Source organism: Exiguobacterium sp. SH1S1 (assembly GCF_004337245.1).
GTDB classification, from domain to species: domain Bacteria; phylum Bacillota; class Bacilli; order Exiguobacteriales; family Exiguobacteriaceae; genus Exiguobacterium; species Exiguobacterium aurantiacum_A.
This window is the reverse complement of sequence record NZ_SJUZ01000001.1, coordinates 539,943-561,736: the sequence shown is the minus strand read 5'-3', so window position 1 is coordinate 561,736 and position 21,794 is coordinate 539,943. Positions and strand designations below refer to the sequence as shown.

Genomic DNA, 21,794 nt, shown 5'->3' with positions numbered 1-21,794 from the left:
AAGTTAGGGTGATTATGGGACGAGGATACCATAGAGCAACGCGGCGATGACAGCGCCGATGATCGGTCCGACGACTGGAATCCATGAATAGCCCCAGTCGGACGTCCCTTTGCCTTTGATTGGGAGTATCGCATGCGCGATCCGCGGTCCAAGGTCACGGGCCGGGTTGATCGCATAACCGGTCGTTCCACCGAGCGAGAGACCGATCGAGACGATCAAGAAACCGACGATGAGCGGGTTTAATCCATCTGTGAACGTGTTGGCCCCGAACGATAGTAAAGCGAAGACGAGGACGAATGTTCCGATGATCTCCGAGATCAAGTTGAACGGAGTGTTCCGAATACCAGGAGCGGTCGAGAACGTCGCGAGCTTCGCACCCGGGTCGTCGGTCGCGTCATAGTGCGGTTTGTAGTGTACGTAGACGAGTACGGCCCCGATGAACGCCCCGATGAACTGGGCAAGGATGTACAGTGGCACATCTTCCCATGGGAATGCCCCGCTCGTGGCGAGGCCGATTGTGACGGCCGGGTTGATGTGCGCGCCTCCGTAAATACCTGCGGCGTACACCCCGACCATAACGGCGAGACCCCAACCGAACGTGATGACGATCCAGCCGCCGTTCTCGGCTTTCGAGTGGCGGAGGACGACGCCGGCGACGACACCGTTACCGAGCAAGATGAGTAGCATTGTACCGATAATTTCGCTGACAAATGCTGACATGTGATACTCCCTTCCTTCCATATTGGATTTGGCTTACCACTTTTCTATATCCCCCGTTTGAAAGCGCTTTAAAACCAAGATATTGAAAAAAACCACTTTTTAATGAGGAAAGTGGTTCGGACTGGTAAAATGTTTGGAAAAATCAAGGGTGATCCCGACGAGAAAGATGAAGAGAACCCCTAAGCTCACGAAAGACAACGGTGTCCACCATGTCGCCCCGAGGTCGAGCACAATCGAGGCGATGACAGTCAAGTAGAGCCAAGCGAGTCGTCTTGAAATCTCATGGTCCCGATAACGATTCGTGAGCGCTGCGCCGAATGGGGCACCGATGAAAGCACCTGTCACCAAGGCGAGCGGCGCGACATAATCAAGCGACAACGAAGGCAAGTAACCGATGAGTCCGCCGAGCGAGATGAACAGGACGGCGGCAAGGCTCGTCCCGACGGCACGGTGCGTCGAAAAACCGAGCCAACTCACGAGCAACGGGACGATGATGAAACCGCCGCCGATGCCGAGGAGCGCCGACAAGAGCCCGGCGATCGCACCGATGAAGAAACTTGCGGCGAATCCAGATTTTTTGCGTTTCGGTGGCTTTGATGTTTTCTTTAGAAGCGTAACGGCAAAATAAGAGAGGATAAGCAAATAGAAAACATTCAGCAACCAGTCATACGTCCCGGAGATCGACAGCACGACCCGGCTCGACAGCTGCGCGGTGACGGCACCGGCCAGACCGACCGTGAGACCGTTCGACCATGACACGTTTCCGAGCGACGAGTGCTTCTTCGCTCCGGACAGGCTCGTGCCGACGACGAACAAAAGTGACGTCGCGACCGCCTCGGCCGCCGAGTATCCGTTGAACAAGAGCACCGGGACGATGATGACACCGCCCCCGATACCGAAGAAACCGGACAAGGCGCCGACGACCGCGCCGAGCGGGATAAAGAGAAGTGACCACATGACGACCCACCCATTTCTGTTTAGATTCCTCCTCACTATAGCGAATCGGAGAGCGGTTTGGGAAGCGTCTCAGAAGCGAATATTTGTTCGTGTATGTGCTATAATCAAGTCAATATGCAAGGGATAGAAAGCGAGGAATATATATGGACAAGATCAAGCTTCCGTTCGAATTACATTCGGAATATAGTCCGGCCGGCGACCAGCCGGAGGCGATCCGCCAGCTCATCGAAGGCGTCAACCGTGGCGACCGTTATCAGACGCTGCTCGGTGCGACCGGCACCGGGAAGACGTTCACCGTGTCGAACGTCATCCAGGAAGTGAAGAAACCGACGCTCGTCTTAGCCCACAACAAGACGCTCGCCGGCCAGCTCTATTCCGAGTTCAAAGAGTTTTTCCCGAACAACGCCGTCGAATATTTCGTCAGCTATTATGACTACTATCAACCGGAGGCGTACGTGCCGTCGACCGACACGTTCATCGAGAAAGATGCCTCGATCAACGACGAGATCGACAAGCTCCGCCACTCGGCGACGTCGTCCTTGTTCGAGCGGGATGATGTCATCATCGTCGCATCTGTATCGTGTATATACGGTCTCGGTAACCCGGAAGAATACAACAGTCTCGTCTTGAGTCTCCGCGTCGGCAAAGAGATGGGGCGCGACCAGATGCTCCGCAAATTGATCGACATCCAATATGAACGGAACGACATCGATTTCCAACGCGGGCGCTTCCGTGTCCGCGGCGACGTCGTCGAGATCTTCCCGGCGTCACGCGACGAGCAGTGCTTGCGCGTCGAATTCTTCGGTGACGAGATCGACCGTATCCGCGAGATGAACCCGCTCACCGGCGAGATCATCGCCGACCGTGAACACGTCTCGATCTTCCCGGCATCCCACTTCGTCACCCGCGACGAGAAGCTGCAAAAGGCAATCGTCAACATCGAGGCCGAGCTCGAGCAACAGCTCGAGAAATTCCGCGAAGAAGGCAAACTGCTCGAAGCGCAACGTCTCGAGCAGCGGACGAACTACGACCTCGAGATGATGCGCGAGATGGGCTACTGTTCAGGCATCGAGAACTATTCACGCCATCTGAACTTGACGGAAGAAGGGGCGACGCCGTACACGCTCATCGACTACTTCCCGAAAGACTTCTTGCTCATCGCCGACGAGTCACACGTGACGCTGCCGCAAGTCCGCGGGATGTTCAACGGCGACCAGGCGCGCAAACAAATGCTCGTCGACCACGGTTTCCGTCTACCATCGGCCAAGGACAACCGTCCACTCAAGTTCGAGGAGTTCGAGAAGAAGTTGAATCAGGCGATCTTCATCTCGGCGACACCGGGCCCGTACGAGCTCGAGCATACACCAAACATGATCGAGCAGATCATCCGGCCGACGGGTCTACTCGACCCGACAATCGAGATCCACCCGATCAAAGGACAGATCGACTACTTGATGGACCAGATCCGCGACCGCATCAAACAGGACGAACGCGTCCTCGTGACGACGCTCACGAAGAAGATGGCCGAAGACTTGTCGGACTATCTCCGTGAAGCGGGCATCAAGGTCAACTATATGCACTCCGAGATCAAGACGCTCGAACGGATCGAGATCATCCGTGACCTGCGGCTCGGCAAATACGACGTCCTCGTCGGGATCAACTTGCTGCGGGAAGGGCTCGATATCCCGGAAGTGAGTCTCGTCACGATCCTCGACGCCGACAAGGAAGGGTTCCTTCGTTCTGACCGGTCACTCATCCAGACGATCGGACGGGCGGCCCGTAACTCGAACGGCCACGTCATCCTGTTCGCGGACAAGATGACCGATTCGATGACGCGGGCGATCGGGGAGACCGACCGCCGTCGGACGATCCAACAAGAATACAATGAAGAGCACGGCGTCACGCCGCAGACGATCCGCAAAGAAGTGCGCGGCGTCATCCGCGCGACCGTCGCTGCCGAAGAAGAAGTGCTCGAGTCGCTCAGCTCGATGAATCAAGACGAGCGCGAGGCGGCAATCGGCAAACTAGAAGAAGAAATGAAACAAGCGGCCCGCGATCTTCAGTTCGAGCGGGCGGCCGAATTGCGTGACTTAATCTTGGAGTTGAAGGTAGGGAATTAAATGGCTGAAAAGAAAAATGCGATCGTCATCAAAGGGGCGCGCGTCAACAACTTGAAAAACATTGATATCGATATCCCTCGTGACCAGCTCGTCGTCTTGACGGGTCTGTCGGGATCAGGGAAGTCATCGCTCGCATTCGATACGATTTACGCCGAAGGGCAGCGCCGTTACGTCGAGAGCCTGTCGGCATACGCCCGTCAGTTCCTCGGACAGATGGACAAGCCGGACGTCGATACGATCGAAGGGTTGAGCCCGGCCATCTCGATCGATCAGAAGACGACGAGCCGGAACCCGCGCTCGACCGTCGGGACGGTGACGGAGATCTATGACTACTTACGACTCTTGTTCGCCCGCATCGGGAAACCCGTCTGCCCACGCCACGGCATCGAGATCTCAAGCCAGACGATCTCACAGATGGTCGACCAAGTGATGGAGCTCCCGGAGAAGACGCGCCTGCAAATCTTGGCGCCGATCGTGTCGGGACGGAAAGGCACGCACGTCAAAGTGTTCGACTCGCTCAAAAAAGAAGGGTTCGTCCGTGTCCGCGTCAACGGGGAAACGATCGAACTGACCGATGACATCGAGCTCGACAAGAACAAGAAACATTCGATCGAGGTCGTCGTCGACCGGCTCGTCGTCCGCGCTGACGTCGAAGGCCGCCTCGCCGATTCACTCGAGACGGCACTCCGCCTCGCGGACGGCCGCGCCATCATCGACAAGATGGACGGGACCGAGTTGTTGTTTAGCGAACACCATGCTTGCCCGATCTGTGGCTTCTCGATCGGTGAGCTCGAGCCGCGCATGTTCTCGTTCAACTCACCGTTCGGGGCCTGCCCGACGTGTGACGGTCTCGGTACGAAACTCGACGTCGACCCGGAGCTCGTCATCCCAGACCCGTCGAAGACGCTGAAAGAAGGAGCGGTCGTCGCATGGCAGCCGACGAGCTCGCAATATTATCCGCAGCTGCTCGCCTCGATGTGTCAGCATTTCGACATCGACATGGACGTGCCGTTCGAACGGCTGTCAAAACGTGACCAAGACCTCGTCTTGCACGGGACGGAAGAAGAATCGTTCTTGTTCCGCTACGAGAACGATTTCGGCCAAGTCCGGACGAACACGATCTTTTTTGAAGGGGTGCTCCGCAACATCGAGCGCCGCTATAAAGAGACGACGTCGGATTACATCCGGGAACAGATGGAGACGTATATGGCGACGCACGCCTGCCCGACGTGTGACGGCTATCGGTTGAAAGAAGAGACGCTCGCCGTCAAGATCACCGACCGCCACATCGGGGAAGTGACGACACTTTCGGTCGAGCATGCGCTCGCCTTGTTCGAGTCGCTCATGGACGAACTGAGCGAAAAAGATATCGCCATCGCCCGGCTCATCTTGCAAGAGATCAGAGAACGGCTCAGCTTCCTGAACAACGTCGGTCTCGACTACTTGACGTTGTCGCGGGCGGCCGGGACGTTATCAGGCGGGGAAGCGCAACGGATCCGTCTAGCCACGCAGATCGGCTCGCGGCTGACCGGCGTCTTGTACGTCTTGGACGAGCCGTCGATCGGGTTGCACCAGCGTGACAACGACCGCTTGATCGCGACGCTCAAACAGATGCGCGACATCGGCAATACGCTCATCGTCGTCGAGCATGACGAGGACACGATGATGGCGGCCGACTACTTGATCGACATCGGACCTGGCGCCGGAGAGCACGGCGGAGAAGTCATCGCCGCCGGCACACCGAAACAGATTATGAAGAACCGAAAGTCGCTCACCGGGCAATACTTGTCCGGGAAACGGTTCATCCCGCTGCCGGCCGAGCGCAAAGTGCCGGACGAGCGTTTCATCAGGATCGTCAAAGCAGCAGAGAACAACTTGAAAGAGGTCGACGTATCGATCCCGCTCGGTATGTTCATCGCCGTCACCGGTGTCTCCGGCTCCGGGAAGTCGACGCTCATCAACGAGATCCTGTACAAGTCGCTCGCGCACCATATTAACCGCGCCAAAGCGAAGCCAGGGAAGCATAAGACGATCGAAGGGCTTGACCAGATCGATAAAGTCATCGATATCGACCAGTCGCCGATCGGACGGACGCCACGGTCGAACCCGGCGACGTATACGGGTGTGTTCGATGACATTCGTGACGTGTTCGCGTCGACGAACGAGGCGAAGATGCGCGGTTACAAGAAAGGCCGCTTCAGTTTCAACGTCAAAGGCGGACGCTGTGAGGCGTGCCGCGGGGACGGGATCATCAAGATCGAGATGCACTTCCTTCCAGACGTTTACGTCCCGTGTGAGATCTGTCACGGCAAACGCTACAATCGGGAGACGCTCGAAGTGAAGTATAAAGGCAAGACGATCGCCGACGTGCTCGACATGACGATCGAGGAAGGACTCGACTTCTTTGACAAGATTCCGAAAATCAAGCGGAAGATCCAGACGATCTCTGACGTCGGCCTCGGCTACATGAAGCTCGGACAACCGGCGACCGAACTGTCGGGCGGGGAAGCGCAACGCGTCAAGCTCGCGTCTGAGCTGCACAAACGTTCGACCGGCAAGACGATCTACATCTTGGACGAGCCGACGACCGGTCTTCACGTCGACGATATCGCCCGGTTGTTAATCGTATTGCAGCGCCTCGTCGAGAACGGGGACACGGTGCTCGTCATCGAGCATAACTTAGACGTCATCAAATCGGCCGACTACTTGATCGACCTCGGACCGGAAGGCGGGGACGGCGGCGGCGCGATCGTCGCGACCGGGACGCCGGAAGAAGTCGCCGAAGTCACGGCGTCGTACACCGGCAAATATTTGAAACCGGTACTCGAACGTGATGCGGCCCGGGCCAAACCGAAAGCAGGAAAAAAGAAATAAGTATAGAAATGTTTAGAAACGGGAACATGATTGACGTGTAACCAAATCGAAGGGGGAAACGAACGTGAAACAAGAAATGCGTGAACTGATTCTCCAGCAAGTGAAAGATGGCAAACTGACGATCGAGGAAGGGATGACCCAACTCGAGCGGCTCGAGAAGTTGGAGCCGGAGCGTATCCAAGCGCTTGAAGAACATCAAGAGACGGAGAAGGTCGATGCCTACTCGGTCGAGTCGCTCACGACGAAACTGACGTCAGCGGTCGATGGACTCGTGACTAAACTTCGCGACAGCGACTTCTCGTTCAGCTCGAACTTCGGGCCGGAAGTGACGTACTCGAAATCGTTCCCGTTCACCGGGAAAGACATCCTGCTCGACTTGTTCAACGCCTCGGCGACGATCGTCTCGTCGGACCATGACGAGTGTGAACTGATCGTCACCGGTCGTCCGCTCCGACAGCAAGACGCGGACAAAGCGCTCGAACAGCTCCAGTCGGCCGTCAAACATTCGGTCATCGGCGACCGTCTCGTCATCTCACTTCGTGACAAGCTCGTCCGGGCCCACGTCGAACTGTACGTCCCGCATCATCATTTCGACCACTTGAACGTCCAAACGTTGAACGGTGAAGTCCGTGCCGACGGGATCGACGTCGAGAGCTTCCGCGTCCAGACGGCGAACGGCCGCGTCGTGCTTCACGAGGTGCACGCTTCAGAGATCCTCGTCAACACGGGCAACGGTACGGTCGAGGTCGAAGCGACCGAGTCTGAGCTCGTCCACGTCCGGACCGGTAACGGTTCTGTCATCGTGAACGGGAAGTATGACAAGGCCTCGCTCAAGACCGGGAACGGCAACATCCGCGCCGAACTCGCGACGGCGCGTCCGGCCAAGTTCGAAATCGCTTCGCTCGCCGGGAACATCCGACTCGTCTTGCCGCACGGCGTCGAGATCGAAGGCGAACTCGAGACGAACTTCGGTGGTCTCCACTGTAACTTGGACGACCTCGAGATCGTCCGCGATCGTAAAGACGTCGCCCAGCGTCGTCTCGAGTTCTTATCAGGCCGTGGTCAGACGCCACGCATCGAAGTCGATGCCGGTACGCGTACTGGTACGATCGACCTTGAGCACGGTTCACTCCATACGCCGTCGACGTTCCTCGAAGAAGACAAGCACGAACCGACGGAACCAATCGATCCGGTCGACCCGGTCAATCCGGCCGACTTGAACAACCCGTTCCATCAGCAATGACAATCAACCCCGAAGGCGAGCGCCTTCGGGGTTGTTTTTGTACAGCGTGAATCATAATAAGCCCGAAGGCGATTGCCTCCGGGCTTTGTCACGTCATAAATTCATTTCGTTCTCGAACTGTTCCCATTCCATCATCGGGGCGTCATATAACGTGAACGAGCCGATGATAAAGAGGATAAACAGAATCGGTCCAGCGATGAGTAGGAAGATCCCGAGGTTCCGCATTTTTTTCGAGCGGTTCCAGTAGAAGATGATGGCGACGATCATCGAAAGTAACGAGCCGGACAAGAAGACACCGACGATGTTCAGGATGAACAACAAGAGCACCGTCTCGTTCTTCGTCGTCGCATATTCGCGCCACATGTCGATGAGTGACTTGATCAGATAGACGAGCGCCGCGATCCCGACGATGAAAATAAAGACGATGGCAATCCAAAAGAGTGCGTCCATTTTGTTTCACCTCCTTATAAACTTCTATACCCGTTCTACGCAATTGCCACAAATTAGTTTCATTCCTTTTGAATTGACAAGTTCTGCCTCACTTTTCATTAACGCTTCTCATGAGGAGCTATGATACAATAATGAGCGTGAAAGGGGCAGATACTTATGCAAAATATCGTACGCACGGCTCAACTCGTTGAGCGCTTCAAGCTTCAAGTCATTTCCGGGGAAGAAGGGCTTCACCGTCCTGTCGCCACACCGGACCTCAGTCGACCAGGACTCGTCCTCGCCGGCTACTATACACACTATGCGAAGAACCGTCTTCAAGTGCTCGGCAAGACGGAGCTCACGTTTTACGCGAGCCTGTCTGAAGAAAGCCGGCGCGAGCGTGCCAAAATTCTTTGCACGGAGTCGACACCGGGCATTCTCATCACGCGCGGCTTCGACATCCCGATCGAGATCGAGGAAGAGGCCGAGGCGGCGAACGTTCCGCTCATGCGCACGAACGCGGTGACGACGTCGATCGAGTCACAGATCACGAACTTCCTCGAGATGGAACTCGCACCGATGACGGCGATGCACGGCGTCCTCGTCGACATTTACGGTGTCGGCGTCCTCATCAAAGGACAGAGCGGCGTCGGTAAATCCGAGACCGCGCTCGAGCTCGTCAAGCGGGGCCACCGTCTCGTCGCCGACGACTCGGTCGAGATCCGGCAGACGGGCGACCAGCTGCTCGTCGGGTCGGCACCAAAACTGATCCGCCACTTGCTCGAGATTCGCGGGATCGGCATCATCGACGTGATGACGTTGTTCGGAGCGGGCGCCGTCCGTTCGCACAAAAAGATCAGCTTGATCATCAACCTCGAGAACTGGGACGCCGGCAAAGTGTATGACCGCGTCGGGCTCGACCATAACACGATGAAGATCATCGACAGTGAAGTGCCGCTACTCACGATCCCGGTCCGTCCGGGACGCAACTTGGCCGTCATCGTCGAAGTCGCGGCGATGAACTATCGCCTGCAAAACATGGGCATCAACACGGCGGAAGAGTTCGCCGAACGACTCGCCAACGCGATCCACGATAACGAAGGGGACATGGAATGATGGTGGAGCCGACGTTTGACCGCGTAGCGTTCGAGATCGGGTCGCTCCCGATCTATTGGTACGGCATGATCATCGCCTTCGGAGCGATGCTCGGTCTCGTCCTCGCCTTGTTTGAGGCGAAGCGACTCAATTATGATTCGGAGCGGGTCGTCGACGTCATCATCTGGGCGATCCCGATCAGTATCGTCTTCGCCCGGATTTACTATGTCGTGTTCCAATGGGATTACTACAGCCAAAACCTCGGGCAAATCATCGATATCCGTCAAGGCGGGATCGCGATTCACGGGGCCATCTTCGGCGCCTTGCTCGTCGTCATCATCTACTCGATGCGTAAATCGATGTCGTTCTGGAAAGTGACCGACATCCTCGCGCCATCGCTCTTGCTCGGTCAAGCGATCGGGCGGTGGGGCAACTTCATGAACCAAGAGGCGCACGGGTCTGAGACGACGAGCCGATTTTTGAAAGAGACGTTGTTGTTACCAGACTGGATCGTCAACCAGATGTATATCGACGGGGCGTACTACTTGCCGACATTCTTGTTCGAGAGCGTCTGGAACATCCTCGGCGTCATCTTGCTCGTCGTTTGGCGCATGGTCGGCAATCCGCCGCGCGGCTATATCTTCTTGTCGTACCTCGTCTGGTACTCGATCGGTCGCTTCTATATCGAGGGACTCCGTACGGACAGCCTCATGGCCGGTGATCTACGGACGGCACAGCTCGTCTCGATCGCGATGATCGTGTTCGGGATCGTGATGATGGTGTTGCGCCGGAAAGCGAAGCGGTACGATGACCCTTCTGAGAAAGGACTGTTTGATTGATGGATACGATTTTATTTGATTTAGATGGTACGTTGCTCGATACGAACCCGCTCATCCTTGCGAGTTTTCGTCATACGCTCGGGTATTACTTCCCGAACGAGACGTATCAGGACGAAGATATCTTCCCGTTCATCGGACCGACGCTCGAGAAGTCGTTCAAAGCGCTCAATGAGCCGGAATGGAAAGAGATGCAGGCGTTCTATCGCAGCTTCAACATCGCCATGCACGACGCGCTCGTCGCCGAATATCCTGGCGTGATCGAAGGACTGCATCGTCTGCACACCAAAGGCTATAAGATGGGTATCGTCACATCGAAAGGCCGGCCGGTCGTCGAACACGGACTTCGCCTGTTCAACATCGACCACTTGTTTGGCGTCGTCGTCACGGCTGACGACGTCGAAAACGAGAAACCGCACGCCGAGCCGGTCGAGCAGGCGCTGCGCGCGCTCGGTTCGACACCGGAGCGGGCCGTCATGGTCGGAGACAACGATACGGACATCTTCAGCGGCAAAAACGCCGGCACGAAGACGGTCGCCGTCGGTTGGGCCTTGAAGGGCCGGGCGTTCTTAGAGACGCTCGAGCCTGACGTCATCATCGAGTCGATGGAGCACTTCGAGACGTGGCTCGACGAGGTCACGGTCAATGCGTAAGACGGAACGGTATCATCTGGACGGGCCCAACCCGCTCTGGCAGATGTATCGGACGATCCGCTTCTTGCGCGTCTTCAAAAATACGACGGTCGTCCTCGTCGGTCGTTACTTCCCGTCCGTCAAGGCGAAGCGTTGGCTGTACCGGAACTTCCTCGGGATGAAGATTGGGGAGTATAGCGCCCTCGCCCTCATGGTGACGCCTGACGTCATGTTCCCGGAGCGGATCACGATCGGACGCAACACGGTCATCGGCTTCAACACGACGATCCTCTGTCACGAGTACCTCGTCGACGAGTATCGGATCGGTGACGTCCGGATCGGTGACGACGTCTTGATCGGGGCGAACGTGACGATCTTGCCGGGCATCACGATCGGGGACAAGGCGGTCATAGGAGCCGGTGCCGTCGTACATCGCGACGTCTTGCCCGGCGAACGCGTCGTCGGCGCTAAACTACAAACCATAGACACGAAATAGACACAATTTAGCGCGAAATCATTTCAAGCTGTTCGATTGGTCTTCGTGTGAAAAATACTTGAGCGGTATCACTTTATTTGAAGGTGATGCCGTTTTTTTGTGTCGTGTCGCGAGGTGAGCCGTCATGTATATTTTTGTCGAAAAACAATTGTCAGACCTAGTAAAATATATTCATTATAGAAGGAATATAGTCCCGATTTTTTTAAACTTTTTCGGTTGCCCTCATGGATTGAGTGCGGTATTCTTAATCCTGCAACTAAAAAAAGATACTAGAGACGATGTGGAGGATTTAGAATATGGAAGCGAACTATGAAGCACTAATGACGCTACCCGAACCAGAATCTCCGCTTGCTGCGGAGCTCCACTACTATAGAGGTCGTCGAGCGTTACGAGAAGGTCGCCTAGATGAAGCGACTTTTTTCATGGCTGAAGCAACTGCTGCGGCAGTCCATCGCGTCGATTACCACAAACAGTACGCTGAACTGTTATTCGAAGTAGGGGAGGTCTACCACGCCAACGATGTGTGGAAACGGGTATTAGAACTCGACCAAACGGCGACAGAGGCACTTTATCACCTCGCGAGCAACTGCGCCTATATCTCACAGTACGAAGAAGCGGCCACGTATGCGAGCCGCTATCTTGAACAGGAAGCGCACGGTCGTTACGCGGAATCGGTCCAATCCCTTCTCGAACTGATCGAGCTTGAACAAGAGCTCGAAGACGAAGAAGAGGACGAGTTGATCACGTGGCACACCGAGGCGCAGCAACACATCGACAAAGGTCGGCTCTTCGCCGCCAAGTCGACGCTCGAGCGCTTGATCGATCAATATCCGACGTTTTGGCCGGCGTTCAACAATTTGGCCATCGTCCACTTTTACCTCGGCAACGACGAATCGGCGTTCGAGACGCTCGAGTACGTCCTCGACCAAAATCCGGGCAACTTGCATGCGATCTTGAACACGATTCTTCTATTACATGAGGCTGGACAGTCGGAAGCGGCGCTGCAACTGTCGGTCCCGCTCACACGCGTCCGTCCGATCCAATTTGAATTGCGCTACAAGCTCGCTACGACGCTAGCTCTCGTCGGCCAGTACGACCATGCCTACGAAGAACTGCGTCTATTGAAAGAACGCGGCTTCCGTGGCGACTCACTGTTCGGGCATTGGCTCAGCGTATCCGCCTACAAGACAGGACGTTCTGAAGAAGCGGCTACCTATTTGAACAGTGACGAGTTGAAACAGTTTGAAGAGAAAAATCCGTTCGATATCCGCGACAACCTCGAGTTCCGCTCGGCGCTCGTCCAAGGTCTGCGCCAAGAGGAAGACACGGCCCGCATCGAGATCATTCGGATCATCTCCAAGCTCGCCGATGACGAAGCGTTCGAGGCGCTCGCCTTGACGAACGGATTGACCGATAACGAGACGGTGATCTCGTTCGCCGAAAAGTGTCGCGCTGAAATTTGTGGTTCTCCGTTCACGGGCGACGCCCGGATCGAACGAGGATACGCCGCCCTCGTCCTCGCCGAAACGGAAGTGACGGAAGCAGAACAGATGAGCCTCGACGGCGATTTCTATGAGCGCTTCTCGCGACTGCTGCTAGCGGGAGAAACGTTCGAAGACGTCACGGCATCGGCCGCGGCGCTCGTCTGGATGTTTTACGCAAAACGCGAATCACTCCTGCTCGAGGAATGCGCCGATACGTTCGGCGTCTCGGTCGACACGCTCACCGGGACGATCCGGACGTTCAAGCGGACACTCGAGCAAGCATAAAGATAGACGATACCTCCCTAGGTTTCTTATACTGAAGTCAATCAATTTCATGCAGAGGTGGAATCACTATGACAGAAGAAAAAATCTATGACGTCATTATCATCGGGGCCGGCCCAGCCGGAATGACGGCGGCACTTTACGCGTCGCGTGCCAATTTGTCGACACTTATGATCGAACGAGGCATCCCAGGTGGGCAGATGGCGAACACGGAAGATATCGAAAACTATCCAGGTTACGACAGCATTCTCGGTCCAGACCTATCTCAAAAAATGTTTGACCACTCGAAAGCGTTCGGTGCGGAGTACGCGTATGGCGATGTCCAAAGCATCTCGGACGAAACCGAATATAAAGTCGTCCACGCCCACAACCGTGACTACAAGGCACGCGCCATCATCCTTGCTTCAGGGGCGCAGTATAAAAAAATCGGCGTACCGGGCGAAGAAGAGCTCGGCGGTCGCGGTGTATCCTACTGTGCAGTCTGTGACGGTGCGTTCTTCAAAGGGAAAAACTTGTTCGTCATCGGCGGTGGCGACTCTGCTGTCGAAGAAGGCGTGTTCTTGACGCGCTTCGCGGACAAAGTGACGATCGTCCACCGTCGCGATGAGCTACGGGCGCAGAAGATCCTGCAAAAACGTGCGTTCGACAACCCGAAAGTCGACTTCATCTGGAACCATACGTTGAAAGAAATCGTAGAAGCAGACGGGAAAGTCGGCGGGGCCCGTCTCGTCAGCACGATCGACGGCACGGAGTCGGAGCATGAGATCGATGGCGTATTCATTTACATCGGGATGAACCCGATCACTGGATTCGTCAAAGATCTCGGCATTTTGAACGAGCAAGGCTACATCGTCACGAACGAAGCGATGGAGACGACGATCCCCGGGATCTTCGCCGCCGGAGACGTTCGCGACAAGACGCTCCGTCAAGTCGTCACAGCGACGAACGACGGATCGATCGCCGCTCAAAACGCGCAACATTTCATCGAGGGTCTCCTCGAGAAATTACAAGAACAAAACGCGTGACCAAGGCAGAAGGGATTGCGGGCAACCGCAATCCCTTCTCTTTTTTTCGGGCGTTCGTTATACTGAGGGTAGAAGAGAGCCGAACACACGGCTCGGTTGTCAAATTTAAGGGGGCGTCAGCGACATGGAAGACTTTAAAGGATTAGAAGAATTGATCATCATCAGCGGGATGAGTGGGGCTGGTAAATCGGTCGCAATGAATAGCTTTGAGGACCTCGGCTATTTTTGCGTCGATAACTTGCCGCCAGTACTGTTACCGCAGCTGATCGATGTCATCAGTTCGGTCCGTCCGAAGATCGCGGTCGCGATCGACACGCGCACGCCGGACTTCATCGATAGCTTGTTCATCGTCATCGATGATCTCGAACAAAAGAACGTGCACCCGCATCTGCTCTATCTCGACACACGGGACGACGTGCTCGTCCGTCGTTATAAAGAGACGCGCCGGTCGCATCCGCTCGCCCCGGAAGACGCACCGCTCGTCGGCATCAAGATGGAGCGCTCGCTGCTCGAAGGGTTCCGTGACCGGGCCCACACGCTCTACGATACGAGCGACTTGAAGCCACAAATGCTCAAAGACCGGATCTTGCTCCAGTTCAACGAGGAGCGGATCCCGTTCACCGTCAACTTCATGTCGTTCGGCTTTAAGCACGGCGTGCCGCTCGACATCGACTTGTTGTTCGACGTCCGCTTCATCACGAACCCGTTCTACATCCCGGAGCTAAGGCCTCTCACTGGGCAGACGGAAGAAGTTCAAAATTACGTCATGTCGCATCCTGAGGCGCGGGCGTTTTATAAAAAAGTGATTGATATGCTCGAGTTCCTGTTGCCGCAATACAAGCGGGAAGGGAAAGCGCAAGTCGTCGTCGCTTTCGGTTGCACGGGCGGGAAACACCGCTCGATCACGTTCGCTGAAAAAGTATCGGCCCATTTCGCCGAGCGCTACAACGTCAAGACCGTCCATCGCGACCTCGTCCACGCGACGAAGGAGAAGTAAGATGAGACGCGAGAGAAAAGTTGTCGCCATCGGTGGCGGGACAGGGCTATCGACGCTCGTCCGTGGTCTCAAGCATTATCCGCTCGCGATCACGGCGATTGTCACGGTCGGGGATGACGGCGGCAGCTCGGGACGGCTCCGCGACGAGTTCCATATGCTCCCGCCCGGGGATATCCGTAACGTCATCTTGGCGTTGTCTGAAGTCGAGCCGCTCATGGACCGCATCTTACAGTATCGGTTCGATAGTGGCTACGGGCTCGAGGGTCATTCGCTCGGCAACTTGATGTTGACGGCGGCGACACATATTTGTGAAGGGTCGTTCGTCAAGGCGATCGACGTGCTGTCGCAGCTGTTGAACGCCCAAGGGAAGGTCTTGCCGGTCACGGAGACGCTCATGACGCTCGCCGCTGAATTTGAGGACGGGACGATCGTCAAAGGCGAATCAAAGATCCCGCTCGTCGGAAAAGCGATCAAGCGCATGTTCTTGCTAGAAGAAGGCATCAAAGCAGCACCGGGTGTCGTCGAAGCGATTGAACAGGCGGATGTGATCGTCCTTGGTCCGGGAAGCCTGTATACGAGCATCATTCCGAACTTGTTGATCCCGGAAGTGCGCGACGCCATCGTCCGGGCCGGCGTCCCGATCGTCTATATTTGTAACGTCATGACGCAACCGGGTGAGACGCAAGGCTACGACGCGATGCGGCATTTGAAGTCGGTCGAGGCGTACCTCGGGAAGTCGACGGTCGATACGATCGTCGTCAACAACGAACCGATTGAAGATATTTATTTAGAGCGCTACCTCGAAGACGGATCGGAAGAAGTCCGGTTCGATCGGAAGAAGCTCCGCAACTATGGCACGAACGTGCTCGCCGGGGACATCGTCGACTATAACCGGGACTATATCCGTCACGATTCGGATGCGATTGCTGGGCTCGTCATGCAACGCGTGCTGCGGATCAAGAAACCACGCTCGTACCAGGAGCTTGAACTGAAATAGCAGGAATGGAAAGGAGGGGACCGAGATGAGCTTTGCCTCAGAAGTGAAAAAAGAACTGACGCAACTCGACGTCACCGATGCCGAGGCGAAAGCGGAATTGTCCGCGCTCGTCCGCATGAACGGTGTCATCTCGCTCGCTTTAGGACGGGGGATGACGCTTGACGTCTCGACCGAGAACGCCGCGATCGCGCGCCGCATCTACTCCCTCATGAAACGTCTGTACGACCATCACTTGGATCTGTTCGTCCGGAAGAAAATGCGGTTGAAGAAGAACAACGTCTACATCGTCCGTGTCTCGCAACGTGCCGAGACGATGCTCCGTGACCTAGAGATCCTCGGGGAGAACTATGAGATGATCCGGACACTCAACTCGGATATGACGCGCAACCAGAACCTGGCCCGCGCTTACTTGCGTGGTGCGTTCCTCGCCGGAGGATCGATCAACCATCCGAAGACGTCATCGTACCATCTAGAGGTGTACAGTCTGTATGAGAACCATAACCAGGCGCTCCGTGACCTCGCCAACCGCTTCGGCTTGAACGCAAAGACGCTCGAACGGAAAAAAGGGCATATCCTCTACATCAAAGAGAGCGAGAAAATCTCCGACTTCCTTAAACTGATCGGGGCGACGCGCGGTATGCTCGATTTTGAGGACGCCCGCATCATCAAAGACATGCGCAACTCGGTCAACCGGCTCGTCAACTGTGAGACGGCGAACTTGAACAAGACGGTCGGGGCGGCGCTCCGGCAAGTCGAGAATATCAAGTATCTCGAACGGACGGTCGGGCTTGAAATTTTACCGGTCAAGCTCCGTGAGATCGCCGAGCTTCGGGTCACCCATCAAGACGTATCGCTCCAAGAACTCGGGGAGATGCTCGAGACGGGACCGATTTCGAAGTCGGGCATCAACCACCGGCTTCGCAAAATCGACCAGATTGCGGAGAAAGTTCGCAGCGGCGAAGAAATCGGGTCATCCTGACACCGGTTGCGCCAAAAGCATTCTTCCTATATAATTAGCAATTGTGTATAGGAATTTGAAATGTAAACTAAAGGAGCTTCAACATTATGTCGAATGCAAAGAAAAGACTTTCGCTCACGATTGACGCTGAGCTAGACCGGGTCATCACGGACCGGGCCAAAGAAATCGGGATTCCGAAAAGTGCGCTCGTGACATTCGCGACAAGCCTCTTCCTCAACCAGTTGCGTGCTGAAGAGATGTTGTCGGGCGATACGAACGCGATTTACCAAGTTATCCGTAAAGACTATGAACTGCTCACGAGCGTTGATAATTTAAGCAAATGAGAAAAGGGCTGACCGCGGTCAGCCTTTTTTGGTTGCATCCGTCACGGAAATTTGGAATAGTGGAGTTACTGAATTGGAATGGAGGTCGATCCTATGGGACAAGCGAGCCAACTCTTGCTCATTTTATTATTACAATTACTATTTGTACCGGTGCTCACGCTTCGGACGATCATGCTCGTCAAAGGGAAAACGGTGATTGCGGCCATGTTCGGGACGCTCGAGACGCTCATCTATATCTTTGCGCTCGGTATCGTCTTTCAAGATTTGACGACGCTCGGGATGATCGTGTATGCGGTCGGGTTCGGGCTCGGTATTCTTCTCGGCGGTTTCGTCGAGCGGAAACTTGCGATCGGCTACAACATGATCCAAGTCCACACGCAAGAGTTTCCGGCTGAGCTCATTCAAAAAATGCGCGACAGCGGATATGGTGTGACGCACTATCAAGGCCAAGGCCGTGATGGAACGCGTTATCGTCTTGATGTCTTGGCGGCTCGGACGCGGATGAAAGAATTGCGCCGACTGGTCGAGGAGTATGAACCGAAGGCGTTCCTCGTCGCGTTCGACCCGGTCGATTTCAAAGGTGGATATATGTTGAAAGGGCTACGACGCCCGAAATGAACGGAAGACTCACGAAAGTGGGTCCTTTTTTGTGGAGTGGGGAATAGACAGGGAAAGGAGATGAGTGCGTTGAAGCGAAAAGGGCGATGGGTGTTGGTGATCGGGTTACTGGTAGTCGGGGGAGGATTGCTCGCGATGTCCTTTTGGAAAACAGAATCGTCGCTACGCCCGCCACTGCCGACGGTCCGGGTCGGTTCAGTGACCGCCGAAGTGAGACAGTCGACGTTTTGTTGGTCCGATCAGGGACAAGGGGTATGTGAAGACCACGGGTTACCGGGAGCGGACGACCTGCAGCTCGTCCCGGTCAAACCAGGTGCTGAAATCGACGTGACGTTCCACGCCGAGCCTTCGAACTTTTCATTCAATCAGATTGTCGACGGGGAACTCGTCCCGTCCGAGCAAGTCGTTCCCGATGAACCGGGCGTCTATTTGTTCGAGACGGGCGGGGACTGGGCACAAGGCGACAGCCGTTACGTGTTCGGCGTCAAGGTCGAGGAATAAAAGAGTTGACCTGTCCGTTACGGACGGCTTTAACATAAACGAGAAGGGGGAACGCCAATGATTCAAATCGGAAAAGTTGTCCATCTAACGGGGTTGTCAATTAAAGCGATAAAGTGGTATGAAGCGAAAGGGCTCGTCCAGCCGACTCGTTTAGACAATCAGTATCGGTTATACGGAATAGAAGAAATAAGACGCTTGAACGAAATCAAGTTATTGCGGCAAATAGGCATTTCGCTCGAACAGATTCAGACCGCAGGAAGTGTGAGCGAGTTACTTGAAGGCAGGCTTGATGAAGTCCAACGTGAAATCGAGGCGTTGCGACAAATCGAGCAACAAATCGAATGGATGCAAACAGGAGGGAATCAAATGAATGTTCGCTATGAGACGTGGGAGCAACCTAAAGTTGTGAACGGGTACGTATCCGAACTCACAGCAATCTCGGTCGTATGGGAAAAACTAAATCCAGAGCTGACGACAAACGAATCGTACGGTGTCTGTTTGCCTAAAGAAGAAGCTTATCTGGCCGGCATGACCGAACCCGTACATGGGAAGGGTGCCCGACAAGTCGAATTGTCGGCAGGACGTTACCTGGTCGCAACGGTCGAAGGGGGGATCCCGGCCATTCCATCGACGTACGATCAACTTTTGGCTTTGCCGGATGTGACGTTGCGTGATGCAGTCGATTTTGAGCGCTATATCCATGGGCAAGATGGGGCCGATGATTTGATTGAGATTTGGTTACCAACCCAATAAAAAAAGCGCCTTTCCCGAAGCTGGGAAAGGCGCCTGTGGTTTAACGTGTCATGACTTTATCGATGAGACCGTAGTTGCTCGCCTCATCAGCTGACATGAAGTAGTCGCGCTCTGTGTCGCGCTCGATGACTTCAAGCGGCTGGCCTGTGTTGTCGGCCATGATTTGGTTCAACTTCTCACGCATCTTGATGATCCGTTCAGCGTGGATTTTAATGTCCGACGCTTGACCTTGTGTTCCGCCGAGCGGTTGGTGAATCATGATCTCCGCGTTTGGAAGCGCGAAGCGTTTACCTTTTTCACCGGCTTGGAGCAAGAAGGCACCCATCGATGCGGCCATTCCGATACAGATTGTCGATACGTTCGGCTTGATGAAGTTCATCGTGTCGTAGATCGCCATTCCGGAAGTGATCGAGCCACCCGGGCTGTTGATGTAGAGTGAGATGTCCTTATCTGGGTCCTCAGCTGCAAGGAAAAGAAGCTGGGCGACGATCGAGTTGGCGACGTTGTCGTCGATCGCGCTTCCGAGAAGGATGATCCGGTCTTTAAGCAAGCGTGAGTAAATGTCGTACGCGCGTTCCCCGCGACCTGTTTGTTCGATAACTGTTGGAATTAACATTGAATTTGCCTCCTTGTATGTATCGTGTAAACCTATCATAACCGCTATAGTCAATGTTGGTCAAACGATAGTCTTTGTTTCTCACATATTCCACCGTTCGCCCAATTATAAACGACAAAAGAGGCCAGGCATCTGCCTGACCTCTTGATTTGATACACCCGGAGAGATTTGAACTCCCGACACCTGGCACCGGAAACCAGTGCTCTATCCCCTGAGCTACGGGTGCATGTTCTCTGACATGATTTATTATACAATTGTTTTTTTGAAAAAGCAATCCTGTTGTTATGTCTTTTTTTGCAAGCGCGTTTGGCGACCATTCGTTACAATTAGAAGTGAGAGGGGTGTGACCGATGCAACGGCAAGAACAGCAACAACTGCAGAAGCTTCAGCTGACACAAGACATGGTCCGGCGTCTGCCGGTTCTTGAGGCGGACCGGGTCGCGCTCGAGTGGCAGCTCGCCCGGTTGGCTAAACGAAACGCGCACGTCACAACGGGCGGTACGGTCGAATGGATTGCGGACGCGGCGGGCGGTTTTGAAGAACGGCTATTTGAACAGATTGACGAAGGAAGCGGGACCGGGGCCCAAAAGCAGCTTCAAAAACAACTCGTCATGGCGCTCGACCATCGCGGGCTACTGCCGGAGACCGATGCCGTCCTCGCGAAGCGATTCGGTGTTGAGATGACGGACGTCGATCTGGCCCGGCGCGCACTGTTATTTTTAGAGCCGACCGGGATCGGTGCGGCTTCAGAACATGACTGCCAATACCGTCACGCGATCGAGCATGACGATCCACACGTGCTCGACGTGTTCGAGGCGCTTGACGCAAAGGTCGAGCATGTAGCGGACAAGCTCGGGATGACGACCGACGAATACGAGCGAATCAGCCGAATCGTCGCCACGCTCCCGAGGACACCGATATTATATGAAGAAACCGAGCATATTCTGCCCGAACTCGAGGTCGTCGTTCAAGACGGGGAACTCATCACGACGTGGTTCAGCCCGGTGATCGCCTTAGACGTCGGTTCGGACCGGGAGGCGAAGTGGTGGCAAGAGACGCTCGCGATGCGCGCAGAGACGCTCCGCTCTGTGTGGGCCGTCATCGAGCGACGCCAGGCGGACTGGCTCCGCGGCCAACTCGTCCTGCATCCGCTCACACGAAAAGAAGTCGCCATCGAGATCGGCAAGCATGAGTCGACGGTCGGCCGCGCGATTCAAGGCAAGTACGCCAAGACCGCGGGCGGCGTGATGGAGTGGCGTCACTTCTTCGTCCGCGCCACATACCACGGCCAAGCCCCGTTCATGATTAAACGGGCGCTCGCCGAGCTGATCCAACAAGAGACGGCGCCTTTGAGCGACCAGGCGCTCACCGAGGAGCTGGCCCGGATCGGTTACACCGTGACGCGGCGAACGGTCGCGAATTATCGTGAGGCGCTAGGTTTTGGCAACTCGCGGGAGCGGGAACGACAGTTATGGAAAGGGGAGACGTGACATGGTACTGACGTTATATCGCCGGGAGAACTGCTCGCTCTGCGAGGAGGCGCTCGTCATGCTCGAATGGCTGCAGGAAGATTATCCATTCGAGCTCGAGCAAATCGACATCACGGGTGACGCGTTGCTCGAAGAAAAATATTTATTTGAGATTCCCGTCGTTGTACATGAAGGAACCCTTATCAGTCAAGGGCGATACGATGATGAGAAAGTTGAAGAATTTGTTAAGTATACGCTTACATCGAAAAAAAACGTTTGAAGGGGTTGCCAGACGGTAAGGTGATTGGTAAGATGAACTCGTAGCGGTGGGACGTAAAAATAAAAGTG

General features: G+C 55.2%; 22 protein-coding genes and 1 tRNA gene. 18 read left to right on the top strand and 5 right to left on the bottom strand.

Features of this window, described 5'->3' with window-relative positions; translation table 11 throughout:
• Positions 1–12: 12 nt before the first annotated feature.
• Together EVJ23_RS02860 and EVJ23_RS02855 are read right to left on the bottom strand one after the other, a co-directional pair.
• The gene (locus EVJ23_RS02860) at positions 13–720 is read right to left on the bottom strand and encodes an MIP/aquaporin family protein (RefSeq protein WP_131464007.1); all 708 of its coding nucleotides are present in this window, start codon (positions 718–720) and stop codon (positions 13–15) included.
• Between the two features lie 99 nt (positions 721–819).
• Entirely contained in the window at positions 820–1,677 is an 858-nt protein-coding gene (locus EVJ23_RS02855) for a sulfite exporter TauE/SafE family protein (RefSeq protein WP_131464005.1), read from the bottom strand.
• Between the two features lie 143 nt (positions 1,678–1,820).
• On the opposite strand from EVJ23_RS02855, the gene uvrB reads away from it, so the two are divergent.
• The 3 genes from uvrB (at position 1,821) to EVJ23_RS02840 (ending at position 7,914) form a co-directional block, all read left to right on the top strand.
• A complete protein-coding gene (gene uvrB, locus EVJ23_RS02850; protein ID WP_370251869.1) occupies positions 1,821–3,797 on the top strand; it encodes an excinuclease ABC subunit UvrB in 1,977 nt (658 codons plus the stop codon).
• Positions 3,798–6,671, top strand: a complete 2,874-nt coding sequence (gene uvrA / locus EVJ23_RS02845) for an excinuclease ABC subunit UvrA (protein WP_131464003.1) — start codon at positions 3,798–3,800, stop codon at positions 6,669–6,671.
• Between the two features lie 64 nt (positions 6,672–6,735).
• Positions 6,736–7,914 (top strand): DUF4097 family beta strand repeat-containing protein, encoded by a 1,179-nt coding sequence (locus EVJ23_RS02840; protein ID WP_131464001.1) that lies wholly within the window; start codon positions 6,736–6,738, stop codon positions 7,912–7,914.
• A 93-nt stretch (positions 7,915–8,007) separates the two neighbouring features.
• On the opposite strand, the gene EVJ23_RS02835 is transcribed toward EVJ23_RS02840, so the two are convergent.
• Complete coding sequence (locus EVJ23_RS02835; protein WP_070328686.1) at positions 8,008–8,364, bottom strand: hypothetical protein; 357 nt, start codon at positions 8,362–8,364, stop codon at positions 8,008–8,010.
• Positions 8,365–8,520: 156 nt separating this feature from the next.
• On the opposite strand from EVJ23_RS02835, the gene hprK reads away from it, so the two are divergent.
• The 13 genes from hprK to EVJ23_RS02770 all read left to right on the top strand — a co-directional run bounded on the left by hprK (position 8,521) and on the right by EVJ23_RS02770 (position 19,361).
• Positions 8,521–9,459 carry an HPr(Ser) kinase/phosphatase gene (hprK, locus tag EVJ23_RS02830; RefSeq protein WP_070328687.1) on the top strand — a complete coding sequence of 313 codons (939 nt, stop codon included), beginning with the start codon at positions 8,521–8,523 and terminating at the stop codon, positions 9,457–9,459.
• Entirely contained in the window at positions 9,456–10,277 is an 822-nt protein-coding gene (gene lgt, locus EVJ23_RS02825) for a prolipoprotein diacylglyceryl transferase (RefSeq protein WP_070328688.1), read from the top strand. Before hprK ends, lgt begins: the two co-directional genes overlap by 4 nt.
• Positions 10,277–10,927, top strand: coding sequence for a pyrophosphatase PpaX (gene ppaX / locus EVJ23_RS02820; RefSeq protein WP_131463999.1), 651 nt, complete (start codon positions 10,277–10,279; stop codon positions 10,925–10,927). Before lgt ends, ppaX begins: the two co-directional genes overlap by 1 nt.
• Positions 10,920–11,402, top strand: a complete 483-nt coding sequence (locus tag EVJ23_RS02815) for an acyltransferase (protein ID WP_131441393.1) — start codon at positions 10,920–10,922, stop codon at positions 11,400–11,402. The genes ppaX and EVJ23_RS02815 overlap by 8 nt, the downstream gene beginning before the upstream one ends.
• Before the next feature lie 296 nt (positions 11,403–11,698).
• Positions 11,699–13,171, top strand: a complete 1,473-nt coding sequence (locus tag EVJ23_RS02810; RefSeq protein WP_236633351.1) for a tetratricopeptide repeat protein — start codon at positions 11,699–11,701, stop codon at positions 13,169–13,171.
• A gap of 68 nt (positions 13,172–13,239) precedes the next feature.
• Positions 13,240–14,193: a thioredoxin-disulfide reductase gene (gene trxB / locus EVJ23_RS02805; protein WP_070328693.1), complete on the top strand. Its 954-nt coding sequence runs from the start codon at positions 13,240–13,242 to the stop codon at positions 14,191–14,193.
• Positions 14,194–14,317: 124 nt separating this feature from the next.
• Positions 14,318–15,190, top strand: coding sequence for an RNase adapter RapZ (gene rapZ / locus EVJ23_RS02800; RefSeq protein WP_131463997.1), 873 nt, complete (start codon positions 14,318–14,320; stop codon positions 15,188–15,190).
• A gap of 1 nt (position 15,191) precedes the next feature.
• Entirely contained in the window at positions 15,192–16,187 is a 996-nt protein-coding gene (locus EVJ23_RS02795) for a gluconeogenesis factor YvcK family protein (RefSeq protein WP_071397965.1), read from the top strand.
• Positions 16,188–16,212: 25 nt separating this feature from the next.
• On the top strand, positions 16,213–17,166 hold the full coding sequence (gene whiA / locus EVJ23_RS02790) for a DNA-binding protein WhiA (protein ID WP_131455835.1): 954 nt from the start codon (positions 16,213–16,215) through the stop codon (positions 17,164–17,166).
• An 86-nt stretch (positions 17,167–17,252) separates the two neighbouring features.
• Positions 17,253–17,489 carry a hypothetical protein gene (locus EVJ23_RS02785; RefSeq protein ID WP_016508644.1) on the top strand — a complete coding sequence of 79 codons (237 nt, stop codon included), beginning with the start codon at positions 17,253–17,255 and terminating at the stop codon, positions 17,487–17,489.
• 93 nt (positions 17,490–17,582) lie between these two features.
• Positions 17,583–18,107 carry a DUF2179 domain-containing protein gene (locus tag EVJ23_RS02780; protein WP_236633352.1) on the top strand — a complete coding sequence of 175 codons (525 nt, stop codon included), beginning with the start codon at positions 17,583–17,585 and terminating at the stop codon, positions 18,105–18,107.
• 60 nt (positions 18,108–18,167) lie between these two features.
• Entirely contained in the window at positions 18,168–18,608 is a 441-nt protein-coding gene (locus EVJ23_RS02775; protein WP_131463995.1) for a hypothetical protein, read from the top strand.
• A 57-nt stretch (positions 18,609–18,665) separates the two neighbouring features.
• Positions 18,666–19,361, top strand: a complete 696-nt coding sequence (locus tag EVJ23_RS02770; protein ID WP_131463993.1) for a MerR family transcriptional regulator — start codon at positions 18,666–18,668, stop codon at positions 19,359–19,361.
• A 40-nt stretch (positions 19,362–19,401) separates the two neighbouring features.
• Here EVJ23_RS02770 and clpP read toward each other — a convergent pair whose 3' ends face one another.
• Together clpP and EVJ23_RS02760 are read right to left on the bottom strand one after the other, a co-directional pair.
• Entirely contained in the window at positions 19,402–20,016 is a 615-nt protein-coding gene (gene clpP / locus EVJ23_RS02765) for an ATP-dependent Clp endopeptidase proteolytic subunit ClpP (RefSeq protein WP_255569836.1), read from the bottom strand.
• A 114-nt stretch (positions 20,017–20,130) separates the two neighbouring features.
• A tRNA-Arg gene (locus EVJ23_RS02760) sits at positions 20,131–20,203 on the bottom strand.
• 124 nt (positions 20,204–20,327) lie between these two features.
• Between EVJ23_RS02760 and EVJ23_RS02755 the strand changes: the two genes are divergently transcribed.
• Together EVJ23_RS02755 and EVJ23_RS02750 are read left to right on the top strand one after the other, a co-directional pair.
• A complete protein-coding gene (locus tag EVJ23_RS02755; protein ID WP_131463989.1) occupies positions 20,328–21,467 on the top strand; it encodes an RNA polymerase factor sigma-54 in 1,140 nt (379 codons plus the stop codon).
• Position 21,468: 1 nt separating this feature from the next.
• Complete coding sequence (locus EVJ23_RS02750) at positions 21,469–21,726, top strand: glutaredoxin family protein (RefSeq protein WP_070328700.1); 258 nt, start codon at positions 21,469–21,471, stop codon at positions 21,724–21,726.
• The last annotated feature ends 68 nt before the right edge of the window (positions 21,727–21,794 follow it).

Bases quoted from the DNA above. Each gene is read 5' to 3' on its own strand.
- EVJ23_RS02780 (WP_236633352.1), top strand. From the start codon at position 17,583: ATGGGACAAGCGAGCCAACTCTTGCTCATTTTATTATTACAATTACTA.
- trxB (WP_070328693.1), top strand. From the start codon at position 13,240: ATGACAGAAGAAAAAATCTATGACGTCATTATCATCGGGGCCGGCCCA.
- EVJ23_RS02855 (WP_131464005.1), bottom strand. From the start codon at position 1,677: ATGTGGTCACTTCTCTTTATCCCGCTCGGCGCGGTCGTCGGCGCCTTG.
- rapZ (WP_131463997.1), top strand. From the start codon at position 14,318: ATGGAAGACTTTAAAGGATTAGAAGAATTGATCATCATCAGCGGGATG.
- EVJ23_RS02750 (WP_070328700.1), top strand. From the start codon at position 21,469: ATGGTACTGACGTTATATCGCCGGGAGAACTGCTCGCTCTGCGAGGAG.
- EVJ23_RS02795 (WP_071397965.1), top strand. From the start codon at position 15,192: ATGAGACGCGAGAGAAAAGTTGTCGCCATCGGTGGCGGGACAGGGCTA.
- clpP (WP_255569836.1), bottom strand. From the start codon at position 20,016: ATGATAGGTTTACACGATACATACAAGGAGGCAAATTCAATGTTAATT.
- EVJ23_RS02810 (WP_236633351.1), top strand. From the start codon at position 11,699: ATGGAAGCGAACTATGAAGCACTAATGACGCTACCCGAACCAGAATCT.
- uvrB (WP_370251869.1), top strand. From the start codon at position 1,821: ATGGACAAGATCAAGCTTCCGTTCGAATTACATTCGGAATATAGTCCG.
- lgt (WP_070328688.1), top strand. From the start codon at position 9,456: ATGATGGTGGAGCCGACGTTTGACCGCGTAGCGTTCGAGATCGGGTCG.
- hprK (WP_070328687.1), top strand. From the start codon at position 8,521: ATGCAAAATATCGTACGCACGGCTCAACTCGTTGAGCGCTTCAAGCTT.
- EVJ23_RS02815 (WP_131441393.1), top strand. From the start codon at position 10,920: ATGCGTAAGACGGAACGGTATCATCTGGACGGGCCCAACCCGCTCTGG.
- ppaX (WP_131463999.1), top strand. From the start codon at position 10,277: ATGGATACGATTTTATTTGATTTAGATGGTACGTTGCTCGATACGAAC.
- whiA (WP_131455835.1), top strand. From the start codon at position 16,213: ATGAGCTTTGCCTCAGAAGTGAAAAAAGAACTGACGCAACTCGACGTC.
- EVJ23_RS02770 (WP_131463993.1), top strand. From the start codon at position 18,666: ATGATTCAAATCGGAAAAGTTGTCCATCTAACGGGGTTGTCAATTAAA.
- EVJ23_RS02775 (WP_131463995.1), top strand. From the start codon at position 18,168: ATGAGTGCGTTGAAGCGAAAAGGGCGATGGGTGTTGGTGATCGGGTTA.
- EVJ23_RS02835 (WP_070328686.1), bottom strand. From the start codon at position 8,364: ATGGACGCACTCTTTTGGATTGCCATCGTCTTTATTTTCATCGTCGGG.
- uvrA (WP_131464003.1), top strand. From the start codon at position 3,798: ATGGCTGAAAAGAAAAATGCGATCGTCATCAAAGGGGCGCGCGTCAAC.
- EVJ23_RS02755 (WP_131463989.1), top strand. From the start codon at position 20,328: ATGCAACGGCAAGAACAGCAACAACTGCAGAAGCTTCAGCTGACACAA.
- EVJ23_RS02860 (WP_131464007.1), bottom strand. From the start codon at position 720: ATGTCAGCATTTGTCAGCGAAATTATCGGTACAATGCTACTCATCTTG.
- EVJ23_RS02785 (WP_016508644.1), top strand. From the start codon at position 17,253: ATGTCGAATGCAAAGAAAAGACTTTCGCTCACGATTGACGCTGAGCTA.